General features: G+C 64.7%; 14 protein-coding genes. 4 read left to right on the plus strand and 10 right to left on the minus strand.

Annotated elements, in window-relative coordinates; translation table 11 throughout:
* Window positions 1-217 precede the first annotated feature (217 nt).
* Both ACNH6H_RS20255 and ACNH6H_RS20260 read left to right on the plus strand, forming a co-directional pair.
* Window positions 218-1,225, plus strand: coding sequence for a Bug family tripartite tricarboxylate transporter substrate binding protein (locus tag ACNH6H_RS20255; protein WP_418320100.1), 1,008 nt, complete (start codon window positions 218-220; stop codon window positions 1,223-1,225).
* 261 nt (window positions 1,226-1,486) lie between these two features.
* Complete coding sequence (locus ACNH6H_RS20260) at window positions 1,487-2,320, plus strand: amidohydrolase family protein (protein ID WP_418320101.1); 834 nt, start codon at window positions 1,487-1,489, stop codon at window positions 2,318-2,320.
* Between the two features lie 63 nt (window positions 2,321-2,383).
* On the opposite strand, the gene ACNH6H_RS20265 is transcribed toward ACNH6H_RS20260, so the two are convergent.
* The 10 genes from ACNH6H_RS20265 to ACNH6H_RS20310 all read right to left on the minus strand — a co-directional run bounded on the left by ACNH6H_RS20265 (window position 2,384) and on the right by ACNH6H_RS20310 (window position 12,087).
* A complete protein-coding gene (locus ACNH6H_RS20265; protein ID WP_418320102.1) occupies window positions 2,384-2,941 on the minus strand; it encodes an aspartate/glutamate racemase family protein in 558 nt (185 codons plus the stop codon).
* 139 nt (window positions 2,942-3,080) lie between these two features.
* Window positions 3,081-4,589, minus strand: a complete 1,509-nt coding sequence (locus ACNH6H_RS20270) for a tripartite tricarboxylate transporter permease (protein ID WP_418321422.1) — start codon at window positions 4,587-4,589, stop codon at window positions 3,081-3,083.
* Window positions 4,590-4,629: 40 nt separating this feature from the next.
* On the minus strand, window positions 4,630-5,121 hold the full coding sequence (locus ACNH6H_RS20275) for a tripartite tricarboxylate transporter TctB family protein (protein WP_418320103.1): 492 nt from the start codon (window positions 5,119-5,121) through the stop codon (window positions 4,630-4,632).
* Entirely contained in the window at window positions 5,122-6,084 is a 963-nt protein-coding gene (locus ACNH6H_RS20280) for a tripartite tricarboxylate transporter substrate binding protein (protein WP_418320104.1), read from the minus strand.
* A gap of 307 nt (window positions 6,085-6,391) precedes the next feature.
* A complete protein-coding gene (locus tag ACNH6H_RS20285) occupies window positions 6,392-7,048 on the minus strand; it encodes an aldolase (RefSeq protein WP_418320105.1) in 657 nt (218 codons plus the stop codon).
* Complete coding sequence (gene otnK / locus ACNH6H_RS20290; RefSeq protein ID WP_418320106.1) at window positions 7,045-8,307, minus strand: 3-oxo-tetronate kinase; 1,263 nt, start codon at window positions 8,305-8,307, stop codon at window positions 7,045-7,047. Before otnK ends, ACNH6H_RS20285 begins: the two co-directional genes overlap by 4 nt.
* 61 nt (window positions 8,308-8,368) lie before the next feature.
* Window positions 8,369-9,442: an isocitrate/isopropylmalate dehydrogenase family protein gene (locus ACNH6H_RS20295; RefSeq protein WP_418320107.1), complete on the minus strand. Its 1,074-nt coding sequence runs from the start codon at window positions 9,440-9,442 to the stop codon at window positions 8,369-8,371.
* A gap of 115 nt (window positions 9,443-9,557) precedes the next feature.
* Complete coding sequence (locus ACNH6H_RS20300) at window positions 9,558-10,532, minus strand: GntR family transcriptional regulator (RefSeq protein WP_418320108.1); 975 nt, start codon at window positions 10,530-10,532, stop codon at window positions 9,558-9,560.
* 481 nt (window positions 10,533-11,013) lie between these two features.
* Window positions 11,014-11,637 (minus strand): tyrosine-type recombinase/integrase, encoded by a 624-nt coding sequence (locus ACNH6H_RS20305; protein ID WP_418320109.1) that lies wholly within the window; start codon window positions 11,635-11,637, stop codon window positions 11,014-11,016.
* 219 nt (window positions 11,638-11,856) lie between these two features.
* On the minus strand, window positions 11,857-12,087 hold the full coding sequence (locus tag ACNH6H_RS20310) for a DUF6946 family protein (protein ID WP_418320110.1): 231 nt from the start codon (window positions 12,085-12,087) through the stop codon (window positions 11,857-11,859).
* A gap of 355 nt (window positions 12,088-12,442) precedes the next feature.
* Here ACNH6H_RS20310 and ACNH6H_RS20315 point away from each other — a divergent pair, with 355 nt between their 5' ends.
* Together ACNH6H_RS20315 and ACNH6H_RS20320 are read left to right on the plus strand one after the other, a co-directional pair.
* Window positions 12,443-13,456: a patatin-like phospholipase family protein gene (locus ACNH6H_RS20315; protein WP_418320111.1), complete on the plus strand. Its 1,014-nt coding sequence runs from the start codon at window positions 12,443-12,445 to the stop codon at window positions 13,454-13,456.
* 189 nt (window positions 13,457-13,645) lie between these two features.
* Window positions 13,646-14,818, plus strand: coding sequence for an AAA family ATPase (locus ACNH6H_RS20320; RefSeq protein WP_418320112.1), 1,173 nt, complete (start codon window positions 13,646-13,648; stop codon window positions 14,816-14,818).
* The last annotated feature ends 4 nt before the right edge of the window (window positions 14,819-14,822 follow it).

Below are 14,822 nucleotides of genomic sequence, written 5' to 3' on the forward strand. Positions count from 1 at the left end.
TTGTCCGCTGCGTTGTATCTGGGAACTCCATAGAGCATGTCGGAGAGCTGGTGTCGCGGTCGATCAGCACTGAAAGGCCCTTTCTTTATCAGCGGGCGGCGACCCTCGAGGATACCCAAAAATTGTGTTAAGTATTGTGCAAGTACAAAAAACCGTTTATCCTTCCGGCACCGCGGCGCACCTTGCTGCCCGTGAGCGAGCGAAAGGAGACGAACCCATGCAGCAACTGCAATCCCGTGCGGCGCTTCTCGGCTTGCGGCGCCTTGCGGCGATCGCCGGCATCACGCTGGCATCGCTGTCCGCCGTGCAATCGCACGCCCAGTCCGACTACCCCAACAAACCGGTCTCGATCGTCGTGGCGTTCTCGCCGGGTGGTCCGAACGACGTGATGGCACGCATCCTCGCTGCCAAGCTCTCTTCCACTCTGGGCCAGCAGTTCATCGTCGAGAACAAGCCCGGAGCAGGCGGGACGATCGGCACCGGGCAGGTCGCCAAGGCGCCAGCCGACGGCTACACGCTGCTGTTCAACAGCGCACCGTTCGTGACTGCGCCCTCGCTTTACGGCGCAAAGCTGTCTTACGACACCTTGAAGGACTTTGCCGCTATCACCAAAGTGGCCGAGTCGCCGCTGGTGCTGATGACCAGTCCGCAGTCGGCCCACAAGTCGCTTCAAGGGCTCATCAGTTCGGCCAAGTCGGCGCCCGGCAAGCTCAACTATGCGAGCGGCGGCGTCGCCAGCACGCCGCACCTGGCCACCGCGCTGCTCTCGGTCACCACCGGCATCGAGATGCAGCATGTTCCGTACAAGGGGGGTGGCCCTGCGATCACCGCGCTTATGGGCGGTGAGATCGACATCCTGCTCGACAGCATCACCTCCGGCGGTTCGTTCCTGAAAGCGAGCAGATTGCGTGCACTGGCAGTCACCGGGGGCAAACGCGTCGCAGCCCTGCCCGACGTGCCGACCTTCGCCGAAGCAGGTCTGCCGGCGTACAAGATGACGCACTGGGTGGGCTTGGTCGCTCCGGCCAAGACGCCACCTGCCGTGCTCGACAAATTGCACCAGGAGGTGCAGAAGGCGATGGCGACCGATGATGTGAAGGCACGTTTCGCTGAACTCGGTGCCGAGCCCGCCGTGGGTCCTCGCGACCGATTCGGAGACTTCCTGCGATCCGAAGTCGCCGATTGGACGCGCATCGTCAAGCAGGCAAACATCCAACCCGAATAACGGGAAGCCCGCATCCCTGCGGGCTTGCCGCGCCATCACACAGGCCTCCTTTCACTCAATCCAAGGAGACCACATCGTGCGAATCCTGGTACCCCTCGCGGCGCTCTGCGCCATCGTCGTCGCCACCACGGGCAACGCTCAAGCCCAGGCCGGGGTCGTCGTCTCGGCGGGATTGCGTCACCGCTTCTGACTGCAGAGACAACGCGAGAGAGGAGGGGCCACGTGAACGTCACTGTGCCGCAGCGGGCAACCGACTGCCATGTGCATGTGTTCGACCCGGCCCGTTATCCGTACGCGGCGGGGCGCCGCTACACGCCGCCATCGGCCACGGTCGACGATCTCGTTGCAATGCACCGCAAATTGGGCATCGAGCGCGCGGTGCTCGTGCAGCCCAGCGTCTACGGGACCGACAACCGTTGCCTCGTCGCAGCGCTGCAGCGCCTCAGGGGGCGGGCCCGCGGGATCGCGGTGATTGGCGCCAGCGACGATCGGACGCGGTTGCAGCAGCTGCACGCGAGTGGCGTGCGCGGCGTACGACTGAACCTGCAGGTTGCGCATCAGCGGGATACCCTAGCGATTCGCCACCGCATCCTGCACCTGTCTGAACAACTCTCGGACCTGCCGTGGCTGATCCAGCTCTATGCCGGCCTCGAGGTGATCGCCGGCGTCGCGGACACGCTCGCGGGATTGCCGCAGTGCGTGCTGATCGATCATTTCGGCATGGCCCGAGCCAGCGCCGGCGTCGAGCAGAACGGATTCCGCGAACTGCTTGCGCTCGCTGCACGGCCGAATGTCCACGTCAAGCTGTCCGGGCCGTATCAGATCTCGACCCGGGGGCCGCACTACTGCGACGTGGCAGCGATCGCGCATAGCCTGTTCGAGGTCGCACCGGATCGCACGGTCTGGGGCAGCGACTGGCCCCATCCGGGCGGCTCGCAGCGGCCTGCCGACGCCGATCCGCTCGCGATCGAGCCATTCCGGCAGGAAGACGATCGCCGAACGCTCGGGCTGCTCGGCGAGTGGCTGCCCGCGGTGGGAAGCCGGCGACGCGTGCTCGTCGACAATCCTGCTCGCCTGTTCGGCTTCGACGACTGAACCAGGCGATGCGCCGCGCACGCCGAGCCGAAGGCTGGCGGTTGCAGCGTCGGCCGGCCGGGTTCAGGTGGCGGCATCGGCCAGGTGCAGCCGGCTGCGCATCGCATCGACTGCTGCGTCCGGCGAGCTGAAGACCGGGCAGTTCAGCACGGCCTTGACATCTTCCAGTGCGGTCGAAGTGGAAAAGTGCGCCAGCATCACCGCGTCGCAATGCGCCAGGCGAGGTGCGGCTTCGGCGAGCAGCCGGTTGTGCGTGGCGACGTCGCCGGCGCGCGCTGCGGTGATCGCGGCCGGCACGCACACCACGTCGACGCTCGGATACAGCCCGCACGCCGCCGCTTCGGCAAGGAAGTCGCGTGTCATCGGGGCCACGGCCGGCTCGAAGGTGGCAAGCAGGCCGATGCGCTGGCCGCTGCGCATCGCGGCCTGGAACATCGCCTCCTCCGGCCGCATGACGGGCACCACCATGGCGCATGCCGCTGACGCAATGGCTTCGCCGAAAGCGGAGCAGGTGAACAGCACGCCCTGTGCTCCGGCGTGCACCGCATGCTCGGCGAGGCGGCGGATGCGCTCGCTCATCGCGCCGGTCAGATGCCCGTCGCGCTCGAGATCGCCGGGCATGCCATCGTCGACGATGTTGAAGGTTTCGGCCTGCGGCCAGCGGCGCGCAAAGGCCGCCTGTATCGGCGCAATGGCCGGGAACACGGCATGCACGAGGCCGATGCGGATGGCCGGGGTGCTGATCGGTGTGTGGCTCATCTCAATCGTCCTCACCCAGGCGGATGCCGCGACGCCGCAGTACGAAGGGCACGAACAGCACCAGGAAGGTGATGCCCAGCAGCGTGGCCGAGATCGGCTGCTTGAAGAATACGAGCCAATCACCCTGTGCGATGCCCAGCGCCAGCCGGAACTGCTTTTCCGCCATCGGTCCGAGGATCATGCCGACGATGACCGGAGCGACCGGGAAGTCGAAGCGGCGAAGCGCGACGCCGATCCAGCCAATGATGAACATCAGCACCAGATCGAACGCTGACTGGCGCGTGGCGTAGACCCCGATGCTGGCAAACACCAGGATGCCGGCATAGAGGTAGTGGCGCGGTATCGCCAGCAGCTTGACCCAGAGTCCGACCAGCGGCAGGTTCAGGATCAGCAGGATCACGTTGCCGACGTAGAGCGAGGCGATCAGCCCCCAGACCACGTCGCTGGAGGTCAGGAACAGCAGCGGGCCCGGCTGCAGGTTGTAGCTCTGGAAAGCGGCCAGCAGCACCGCGGCGGTGGCCGATGTCGGGATGCCCAGCGTCAGCAACGGCACCAGCGCACCAGTCGACGAGGCGTTGTTGGCTGCTTCCGGGCCGGCCACGCCTTCGATCGCACCGGCGCCGTTGGCCGGTGCGAAGTCCGCCTGATGCTTGCTCAGCTTGCGCTCGGCGGCGTAGGACAGAAAGGTCGGAATTTCGGCGCCGCCCGCAGGAATCGAGCCGAACGGAAAGCCGATGAAGGTGCCGCGTAGCCACGCCGGAATCGAACGGCGCCAATCGTCGCGCGTCATCCTGATCGACGACATCTTGTGGATGCGGCTCTCGGTATGGCCTTCGTACAACACGTTGTAGAGGGCCTCGGAGACGGCGAACAGACCCACGGCGACGAGCACGACCTCGATGCCGTCGATCAGGTTCGGCACGCCGAGTGTGTAGCGCGCGAAGCCGGACACGGTGTCCATGCCGACCAGGCCGATCGACAGCCCGAGCCCGAGGCTCGCGATGCCGCGCAGCAGCGACGCGCCGAGCAGCGACGACACCGTGATGAACGCCAGCACGATGATTGCGAAGTACTCGACCGGGCCGAACTTCAGTGCGAAGTTCGCGATCGTCGGTGCGAACAGCGTGACGAGGACGGTGGCGATGGTTCCGGCAACGAACGACCCGATTGCTGCGGTCGCCAGGGCGGGGCCTGCACGGCCATTTCTGGCCATCAGGTTGCCTTCCATCGCCGTGACCATCGACGACGACTCGCCTGGCGTATTCAGCAGGATCGAGGTGGTGGATCCGCCGAACATCGCGCCATAGTAGACGCCGGCGAACATGATCAGCGCGCCGGTGGGCTCCACCTTGGTGGTCAGCGGCATCAGCATCGCCACCGTCAGCGCGGAGCCGATCCCCGGCAGCACGCCGATCATCGTGCCCAGCAGGCAGCCTGTGAAGCCGAAGGCGAGGTTGGTCGGTGTCAAGGCCGCGGCGAAGCCTCCCAGCAGGGAATTCCAGATCTCGATCATCTCAATCCTGTGGTGCGATTACGGTGCCTGCCCGGGCTCAGATCCAGGGCCTGGCGAGGCCGGGCAGCGACAGGCCGAGCCCGAGCGTGAATCCGAGGTAGATCGGCCAGGCCAGCGCAAAGCCGATCAGCAGGTTCGCGACCCAGCGTCGACTGCCGAAGCCACGCGCAGCGGCCGCGAAAAGAATCGTCGCTGCGAATGTGAAACCGATGCGCTCGATCAGCAGCGCATTGACGAGCAATCCGCCCGACACCCAGGCCGCCGCCTGCAGCCGCAGGGTCAGCGGCCAGGCATCGGGCGGCAATGCCGGTTCCTCGAAAAACCGGAAGCCGCCCGTCAGCGACTGCCAGATCAGCGCCACGCCGACAATACCCATCAGCAGCGATACGGCGAACGGGAATACCCCCGTGCCGACCACCGTGTAGCCTTTGTCGACGGGCAGCAGCGCGGCGCCGATCGCGAGCATCAGCGCAATGGAGATGGCGCCGATGCCCAGTGCGAGCTGCGCGCCCTTTGTTTCCAGCTTCACTTACAGCAGCCCGACCAGCTTCAACGCCTTCTCGAGGCGCGCATTCTCCGAGCCGATGAAGGAGTCGGCATCCTTGCCATACAGCGGGGTCGCCGTCCACTGGTTGGTCTTCACCGCGTTTTGCCAGAACGGCGTCTGCGTGGCCTTGGTGATCGCGTCGATCAGCGCCTGCTGCTGGGCCGGCGTGATCCCGGGTGCGCCGTAGTAGACGCGGAAGTTTCCGGTCGTCACGTCGACACCTTGTTCCTTCAGCGTGGGGACGTCCACGCCGGCCAGGCGCGTCGGCGAAGTCACCGCCAGCAGCCGCATCTGCCCCGCGGTGACGAATTTGGACACCTCGGGGTAGCCGCCGCTGAGCGCGGTGACATGCTCACCGAGCACGGCCGCTGCGGTCTCGCCGCCGCCGCCAGTGGGGCTGTAGTTGACCTTGTCGGCGGGCACGCCGACGGCCTGGGCCATTTCGATCACGCCGATGTGGTCGACCGAGCCCTTGGAACCGCCAGCCCACTTGATGCTGGTCGGGTCCTTCTTCAGCGCGGCGATCAACTCGCCGAGGTTCTTGTACGGTGAATCCTTGGCGACGGCAATCACGTTGTACTCGGTGAAGACGCGGGCAATCGGCGTGGCCTGGGCCAGCGTGACCGGCGCCTTGGTCTGCAGGATGCCGGTGACGGTATTGGCACTGACGACGATCAGCGCATTCGGATCACCCTTGTTCGAATTGACGAATTGCGCCAACCCGATCGCGCCGCCGGCGCCCGGCTTGTATTCGAAAGTGACGTTCTTGGCCACCTGTGCCTCCTGCAGCGCCTTGCCCATCGTGCGGGCGGCGGTGTCAAAGCCGCCGCCGGGCGTGCCGGCAACCATGAACTTCACGTCGTCGAGGGCATGGGCGGTAAAGGCGGCACTGCACAGCAGGGCAGCGGAGAGCGCGCGGGCGAGGTGGGTTCGGGTCAGCAACATGAGTCGTTCTCCAGTCAACAAATTGTATTAAAACACAATCGGAAACAATAAATGCCAATCGAAGATTCGTCAATGTTCTTCCTTTAGGGATATACCCTTCCCATGCATGGAGCGATAGAACTACTCGCGACGGTGGCCGGCCGATGGCGATCGACGCATTGATCCTTGACCGGATCTGATGCAATGTGGATCACCGATGCAGCGGCAGCAGCCGTACCACGCGCCTGTGCGCGCATGGGGGGTGGTGTGCGCGCAGCCGCTCGGTATCGACGTGTCGTCGTGCGGTGTCGACCCCTGCCACCACGAGCTACCAGGCCGCGCCGAAGACGTCGCGCAACTGCGCCAGTGCGGCCGCGTCGAGGTGCACCGGACGCGGATTCGTCATCAGCCAGAGCCGGGCCGTCTCTTCGAGTTCTTCGAGGATGGCCATCGTCGCAGCGGGCGTCGCGCCCCAGACGTTTGGCCCCAGCCGATCGAGCATCACTGCCCGCAGGTCGATGCCAGAGGCCCGTCTCGACTCGATCGCCGCTGCGACAAGGTCGCCGACTGTCGGGTCGCCTGGCCGGTGATAGCGGATCAGCGGCACATGTCCGACCTTCATCACGAAATAGGGCGTGATCGGCGGCAGGATGTCGTCGTTGCTCCAGACGCCGGCCAACGTCAGCGCGACCAGATTTGTCGAGTGGGTGTGGATCACGCAGCCGGCGGTGTCGGCCGCGTCGTAGATCCGGCGGTGCAGGGCCAGGGTCTTGCTGGCGCGATCACCTCCGACCTGCTCGCCCGATGGCGTCACTTTCGCGAGGCGGGCCGGAACGAGTGTGCCCAGGCAGGCATCGGTGGGCGTGATCAAAAAGCCGTCGGGCAAACGGGCGCTGATGTTGCCTGCGGTGGCGTGCACATAGCCGCGGGCGAACATGCTCGCGCCGACCCGGCAGATTTCGTCGCGCAGTTCGGCCTCGGTCATGCCAGCCGGTCGAATGCCTTGGTGAAGAAGTCGAACGTGCCGAAATTGCCGGACTTGAGCGCCAGGTGCAGGCCCTCTGCATCCGCGGCAGGGGAATCAGCGTGGCACCAGGGCACACCCGGATCGATCTGCGGGCCGATGCGCAATTGCGCGACCTCGAGTGCCTGCACGCAGGCGCCGGAGGTCTCGCCGCCAGCGACGACGAGCTGGCGCACGCCGCGCTCGACGAGACCGAGCGCGATCGATGACAGCGCCTGTTCGACCAGAGCGCCGGCCTGTTCGACGCCGAGCCGGGCCTGCACGGCCTTGACCGCCTCGGACTCGGAGGTTGCATAGACGAGGATCGGCCCCGCGACGAGCCTCGGCGCGGCCCAGGCCAGCGCCGCGCTGACGGTGTCTTCTCCGGCCGCGATGCGCAGCGGATCGATCGCATACGCCTGCCCTCCTCGGCGAAGAAAATCCGCGACCTGGGCATTCGATGCCGCCGAGCAGCTGCCGGAAACGATCGCGCGCAGTCCACCGGCCGCCGGCAGGCGCGCGGCCGCCGCACTGGCCTGAAAGCCATGGTTCTGCGGCAGTCCGATGGCCACGCCGGAGCCGGCAACGATCAGCGGCATCCCGCTGAATGCCTGCCCCATGGACATCAGGTCGACGTTGGAGATCGCGTCGACGATGCCGAACCGGTGACCGCAATTGCGCAACTGCGTCATCCGGTTGCGGATTGCTGCGCTGCCCGCGGCGACCACGGCCTGGTCCACCAGTCCGACTTTGCCTCGGCACTGCCGCTGCATCACGCGCACCAGGTTCGGGTCCGTCATCGGCGTCAGCGGATGGTTGCGCATGCTGCTGTCGCTGAGCAGCAAGTCGCCGACGAAGAGGTGGCCCTTGAACACCGTGCGCTGGTTCTCCGGGAAGGCAGGGCAGACGGGCGCGAAGTCGCCACCCAGCGCCTCGAGCAGTGCCTCGGCGACCGGGCCGATGTTGCCGCGATCCGTCGAGTCAAAGGTCGAGCAGACCTTGAAATAGACCTGTGCGGCGCCGGAGCGCCGCAGCCAGCTCAACGCCGCAAGCGACTGTTCGACCGCGGCTGCCGGCTCGATGGTGCGCGACTTCAGTGCGACGACCACGGCATCGGCGTCGATCCGGGAACCGTCATCCGGCTTACCGATCGTCTGCACTACGCGCATGCCGCTTCGCACGAGGTTGTTTGCAAGGTCGGTTGCGCCGGTGAAATCGTCGGCAATGCAGCCCAGCAGCATGTGGTGCTCCGTCAATAGGTGGTTCGCGGTCCCGGTGGCCCGCGCCTGTGTGCGGTTGCGCTCAGTTCGAGCCGACCGCGCGCGCCACTTCCTCGCCAAAAGCCTTGCAGCCGAGCTTGCCGCCGAGGTCAGCGGTGCGCGTGGCCGGGTTGGAAAGCACCTTGTCGACGGCGGCGTCCATCGCCGCACCGGCCTTCACCAGCGCGGGCGAACCGTGGTGCTCGCCCATCCATTGCGCCAGCATCGCCGCCGACAGGATCATCGATACGGGGTTGGCCTTGTCCTGGCCCTGGATGTCGGGCGCCGAGCCGTGCTGAGCCTGCGCGCAGCAATGCGTGTCGCTCGCCATCATCGAGCCGGCGAGGCCCAGGCTGCCGGAAAGCTCGCTCGCCAGGTCGGAGATGATGTCGCCGTAGAAATTGGTGGCTACCAGCACGTCGAAGCGCTCAGGGCTGCGCACCAGGTGCGCGGTCGACGCATCGACCAGCAGGTCGTCGAGCTGCACCTCGGGGAAGTCCTTGGCGACATGGCGTACGCACTCGAGGAACAGGCCATCGGTCATGTGGAAGCTGTTCGCCTTGTGGATCGCGGTGACCTTCTTCCTGCGCCTCATCGCGAGCTCGAAGGCGCGTCGCGCGATGCGCTCGCTGCAGTGGCGGGTGATCTTGCGCACCGACAGCGCCATGTCAGGGCTGGGCATCATCTCGCCCCAGCCGCGTGACATGTTGCGGTCGGGGTAGAAGCCCTCCGTGGCTTCACGCATGATGACCAAGTCCATGCTCTTGCCCGGCTTCATGTTTGATTCGAGGAAGGGGCGCGTGCGCGCCGGGCGCACGTTGGCATAGAGGTCGAGGCCGATGCGGAACCCGGCCGAGACATTGCGCCCGCCTTTTTCCGGCGCCGGATAGTCTGCGTGCGACTGGGTGCCGAGGATGATGCCTTCGTAGGACCTGGCGCGCGCCAGCACGTCGTCGCGCAGCGTGGTGCCGTGTTTCTCCAGGCTGGAGAAACCGACGTCGTCGTAGTCGAAGTCCAGCTGCAGGCCGAATCGGCGGTCTGCGGCCTTCAGCACGTTCAGCGACGCGTCGACGATTTCGGGGCCGATGCCGTCGCCGGGCAGGACAAGAATCTTCATGTGACTTTCCTCTGGGGCTGGCACCAACCGTGCCATGGCCCGCAGTGTAGCCACTTGATTGCACTAAATCAATATCACGTACAATTAGATATGTGGTGAAAACCCGAACTGGGCTCTATAGGTGCACCTCCACCTCGTACGCGCTTCTCGATCCGGAGCCACGGGTGCCGTCGTTCCTCGCGCTCTGCATCTCGCCGGTCTTGATCGCACGGACGACGTCCAGGTGCTGACGCAGCGCATGCGACGCCTCCATCCGCTCACCAGCCTCCAGGAGGTCGAGCAGCATCAGATGCTCTTCGCACTGGCGGCGCAGCCGCTCACGGTCGTGCAGCGATCCGGTCTGCGAGTGGTATTCGATGACCCTGCGAAGCTGGTTGACGTTGCGCAGCGCATCGAGAAAGAAGCGGTTGCCGGAGCAGGCGACAATCGCTTCGTGAAACTCGCTCCCGGCGCGGAAACGCTCGGCGGCGGTCCAGCGCTCGATGCCGCTATCTAGCAACTGCATCTGCTGGCGCCGGACCTTGTCGAACAATGCCCGGTCGATCCGAAAGCTCGGCTCCAGGATCGCTGCCGGCTCGATCACCATGCGAAAGCGGTAGCTCTCGCGGTGCGAGCTGACGGAGTCCAGTAGCGGTCGGAAGATCCAGCCGCGCCCGGGCTTGCGATCGATCAGGCTTTCGCGCGCCATCCGGTTGAGCACGCGCTGCACCTGCAGGCGCGTCAGGTCGTAGCGCTCCATCAGTTCGGCTTCCGACACTTCCTCCTCGACAACCCCTTTGAGCCGGTCTTCGACGATGCGCATGTAGACGGCCTCGTCGGACTCCGTGTCGGTCGGCAGCTTGATCTTGCGCAGCTGCGCGGCAGGCCTGGCGACGTGGAAGCCGCAGTTCGGGGTCGAGCCGAGTGCTCCCAGCTGTTCGAGGAATTGCAGCGCCTTGCGCACTGGTGATCTCGATACGCCCAGTTCGTCGGCCAGCGACTGCTCGGTCAATCGATCGCCGACCTCGTGCTCGCCGCGGATGATGAGGTCGAGCAGCCGGCCCGCCAGCACCGGAGCCAAACCGGTTGGGGGAACTGGGCTCTTCGGCATGAGTGCATCCTTTTGTCAGAGATGGATTGCACGATATTACACGGCAGTGCAAAAAATTCGTGCTCGCGTCCTGCCGTGGCCGCCGCAGCTGTAGCTCCGCCATCCATACCTGGGTCAGCCCGATCAGCGCCGGTGTGCAAGCGCTCTCCGATCCGTGTGTGCCGATCGACTTCTTCGTGGTCATCAAGAGGGGCCGTCAAAGGACCGCGCTGGCCACACGGCTAATCGATGCCCTCGGCGAGCACTTCCGTGAGATCGCGAAGGAGGTATTCGCCTTTGGACCGAGCAACTAACGAAGCCCGACCCGTCGCGGTGTCCAACCTCGCAGTCGGCAGTTCTGCACCAATGACCCAATCCCCGGAACCGGCCGTTCGTGAAAGGCCAATGTTGGCCGAGACTGCCAGTTCGACCCTGCGCCACATTTCAGCCATTGAACGCGGCCACCCCGGGTGCGATGCTCGGGATGGCCGCCGCAGCATCCTCAGATCTCAGTCTGTTCCGAGATTTCGAGGGCGTCATCGACTTCGATACCGAGGTATCGGACCGTCGACTCGAGCTTCGAGTGCCCAAGCAGCAACTGCACGGCGCGCAGGTTCTTGGTGCGTCGGTAGATCAGTGTTGCCTTGGTCCTGCGCATCGAGTGCGTCCCGTACTCGGCGCGGTCCAGGCCGAGTTCATCGACCCAGTGCCCGAGGATCCGGGCGTACTGTCGGGTTCCCAGATGGGGCGAGTCGTGCAGGCGGCTCGGGAACAAGAATTCATCTGACTTCAGCCCGGCCTGCTTGATCCAGGCGTGCAGGACATCCCGGGTTGCCTGCGTGATTTCGAACTGGACCGGGCGCTGCGTCTTGTGCTGCATGACGACGGCGCGCGTCGCCACCTGATCGCCATGACACACGTCCCGGACCTTCAGCGCGACGAGGTCACAGCCGCGCAGCTTGCTGTCGATGCCGAGGTTGAACAGGGCGAGTTCGCGCACCCGTCCCTCCATCTGGAGGCGGACGCGCAGCGCCCAGATGTCCTTGAGCTTGAAGGGCGCCTTTTGCCCCACGAGCTTGCCCTTGTTCCAAGGCTCGCGATGAACGGGGTTGCCTGTGGTTCCCATGATGGTCTCCCATCGAGTTGAGGGCTCCACAGGATGCGCTTCGGAACAGAGCCGTTGCCGCCTTGCCTAATCGTCGGCGGAGAGGAGCCACCATGTCCCGCCGAGTGGCAGCTTCTTGGCGTGCCGGCGAACTGTCAGTCTCGGCCATCAGCGGTCGGTTGAGGAAATGGCGTAAACCGGTCATACGGTGCTTCGTCATCCTCGTATCGGACCTGAATCTCACCGCTCGACGTACTTCAAGTCTCCCCGCACCAAGCCAATGTGCAGATGTACTCCACCTTGGACGCCGAGCAAAGTGATCTTGCCGACCTCTACCTCCACACCGACCAGAGCGGCGAACGCTGCGTAGTCGTCGAACCAGATGTGCTCGGCGCTGAACGAGTGAACAGGCATGAGTGCATGATGCGCGCAGAACCTCTTTGCCTCGATCCTTGCCGAGGCTGCCTGCATCCCATTGATGCGTCATGGCGGTGTCCGCGTCAGGTGGCTGACGGCTTGGTCGAGGTTCGGCGCGTCGGAGATGCCTAGTTGGAATGTTGTGTTGAGGCAAGAATCTGCCGACGGCTTCAGCTGCAGCTGGCCAGCTCCCGCAGCTGGGCATTAATGGCGCTCGGCGCCCGCAAACGCTGAAACGTCAACGATGCCAGCAGAACGACACATCCCCCAGCGAGCTGTCTCCTTCAAATGGGGATACGGGCCCTCCGACGCGACGCCGCCGCGCTGGATATCCCCCAGGTGAAGGACAGCCAACCCTGTGACATACGGTGCCACTGCGTTATCGTCGGTCATAAAACAGGGGGAGACCATGGTCGCAGTTGTCCACGGCAAGACCGTCCGAATCGGGATTGCGTTGTCAGGAGGAGGTTTCCGCGCTGCTGCGTTCCACCTTGGCATGCTGCGCAAGCTTCAGGAACTGAAGCTCCTCGAGTGCATCGACCTTCTGTCCTGCGTGAGCGGCGGGAGCATAGCTGGAGCGTTCCTGGCGCTCAATTGGGGACGCCCCGACGCGCTGGATCGCCTGGAGGCATACCTGCGAACCCGTTCGATCGCGGTTGCCTCCGTGATCGGGGGTCTACTTGACCCCTTCGCCACACGTCTCGACAAGCTGGCCGAAAGCTACGACTCCCATCTCTACAGCGGCGCGGCGCTGGGCGCGCTTGCGGCGGGCCCACGCATCTACCTCAACGCCACCAACCTCGCCACCGGCAACATGTTCTTCTTCGTTGCCGGCGGGGGCGGCCCTGCCGAGATGGGGGAGCATGAACTTGGCGTTGTTCCCGCCGACAACTTCGTGCTTGCACGGGCGGTCGCGGCATCGTCGGCGTTTCCCCCTGTGTTCCCTCCCCTGAAGCTGGGAGCCGACGAGTTTGCGCCCGCGGGCAATGTGGACTACATCACGCTGACAGACGGCGGGATCTACGACAACCTGGGGGTGAACCCGGCGCTGCGAAAGCGAAATGCGCTCGACTACCTCATTGTGAGCGACGGCGGCAAGCCGTTCGCCAACGATATCCGCCCGACCGAGGACGGCGCCCTGGTGCTGAAAGCAGGGCTAGACATCATGATGGAGCAGATCAGGGGGCTCGAGTTCGACCGCATCGAACACCGGCACAAGGCCGGGGTAGGCCCCAAGCCGCTCTGGTTCTCCATCGACAGCACTGACGGCGAGGTTCAGCCAGGTGATGCGGAGTTCGCCAGTGCGATCGGCACCAACCTGAAGGCCCTCAGTGATGCCGAGATGCGCCTGCTCGCCCGACACGCCGGAGGCTTGGTCTATGCCCGGCTAGCGAGGTACTCACCCGAACTTCTGACGCCGTGATCCGCACTCGCAAGAGAGCGCACCGATCAACAGGCCGCGCACGACTCGACTGCCAATTGGATAATTTTATCAAAATATTGCATAACAATTCGACTGAATGCATTTTATGCCATTATCATAGAATGATCACAATCAAATTTTGCATGCAATTCCGCCGCATGTATCATGCCTATGGAACACTTCCCCATCGTGTTGGCCCTGGTGCGCGCGGCCATGCGCAGCCCTAACTCGGCCGTTCTCCAGCACGTGGAGCGCCTGCGCGAGGCCCTTGCAGAAGCGGGCGCGAGCGGCGAGGCCGATGCGCTTCGAACCGCAGTCGAGTCGACGAAGCCGAACTCGGGCAAGTTGCTGCCGGCTCGTGTCGTGCAGTCGCGCGCCGTTTCGTCTGGCGAAACCCTGACCAGTAACACCGCTGCGCCCGTCGACAAGGAAACAAGCGCGCCTCTTGCTGACATCTGGCCGCTGGACCGGCTCGCCTCCCTCGATCAGCCGATCCTCGACGAACGGCTCGGCCGCGCCGTCGGACATCTGGTACAGCAGTGGGTAGGCGCGGACTTGCTCAACGCAGCTGGGGTGAAGGTACCCCGCAGCGCTTTGTTGTTCGGACCTCCCGGGACAGGCAAGACGCGTTTGGCGCTATCGATCGCCAAGACACTTGCGCTACCCGTAGTCCTTGCCAGGTTGGACGGCATCACCAGCTCCTTCCTGGGAACGACGGCCCGCAATGTCCGCTCGCTGTTCGACTTCGCCAATCGCTACCGCTGCCTACTTCTCCTCGACGAGTTCGACGGTATCGCCAAGCTCCGGGACGACCCACAAGAGCTTGGTGAAGTGAAGCGCGTGGTGAACGCGGTCCTGCAAGCCATGGACTCACGCGCGTCCGTGGGTTTGACCGTTGCGCTCACAAACCATGAGGGTCTCCTGGACCCGGCTGTCTGGCGTCGTTTCGACGCTCGCGTACACATTACGCTTCCTGAGGTAGGTACACGCCTGGCGATCATCGATCGCTACCTAGCAGGGTTCGCCACGCCGGGCTCGCTCAAGGTCTTGGCCTGGATGACAAACGGCTTCAGCGGCTCTGATCTCGAGACCATGTGCGACTTCATCAAGCGGCACATCACCTTGAACCCCGACGAGCAGCCGTCGATCCTGGCTGCCGTAGAGCTGTTCCTTGACCTCTCCGCCACGCTCACCCGCTCGCCCGCCGTCGAAGCTCTTCGCAAGGGGCATTCCGGGTGGGTCCAGGACGCCCTTGGCAACCGCGAGACCAAGCTCACGCAGAGCGATATCGCGGAAATTATGGGCAGCACCCAATCCAAAGTCAGCCGGCTTGCCTCAAGGGCAGCCGACAAAGTCGCATAAGCAC

The organism is Pseudideonella sakaiensis (assembly GCF_048320135.1).
Classification (GTDB): Bacteria; Pseudomonadota; Gammaproteobacteria; order Burkholderiales; family Burkholderiaceae_C; genus Ideonella_A; species Ideonella_A sakaiensis_A.

Excerpts from the sequence above, each read along its gene's own strand:
- ACNH6H_RS20300 (WP_418320108.1), bottom strand. The coding sequence starts at position 10,532 with ATGCCGAAGAGCCCAGTTCCCCCAACCGGTTTGGCTCCGGTGCTGGCG.
- ACNH6H_RS20310 (WP_418320110.1), bottom strand. The coding sequence starts at position 12,087 with ATGCAGGCAGCCTCGGCAAGGATCGAGGCAAAGAGGTTCTGCGCGCAT.
- ACNH6H_RS20315 (WP_418320111.1), top strand. The coding sequence starts at position 12,443 with ATGGTCGCAGTTGTCCACGGCAAGACCGTCCGAATCGGGATTGCGTTG.
- otnK (WP_418320106.1), bottom strand. The coding sequence starts at position 8,307 with ATGCTGCTGGGCTGCATTGCCGACGATTTCACCGGCGCAACCGACCTT.
- ACNH6H_RS20265 (WP_418320102.1), bottom strand. The coding sequence starts at position 2,941 with ATGCCCGGCGATCTCGAGCGCGACGGGCATCTGACCGGCGCGATGAGC.
- ACNH6H_RS20280 (WP_418320104.1), bottom strand. The coding sequence starts at position 6,084 with ATGTTGCTGACCCGAACCCACCTCGCCCGCGCGCTCTCCGCTGCCCTG.
- ACNH6H_RS20255 (WP_418320100.1), top strand. The coding sequence starts at position 218 with ATGCAGCAACTGCAATCCCGTGCGGCGCTTCTCGGCTTGCGGCGCCTT.
- ACNH6H_RS20295 (WP_418320107.1), bottom strand. The coding sequence starts at position 9,442 with ATGAAGATTCTTGTCCTGCCCGGCGACGGCATCGGCCCCGAAATCGTC.
- ACNH6H_RS20285 (WP_418320105.1), bottom strand. The coding sequence starts at position 7,048 with ATGACCGAGGCCGAACTGCGCGACGAAATCTGCCGGGTCGGCGCGAGC.
- ACNH6H_RS20305 (WP_418320109.1), bottom strand. The coding sequence starts at position 11,637 with ATGGGAACCACAGGCAACCCCGTTCATCGCGAGCCTTGGAACAAGGGC.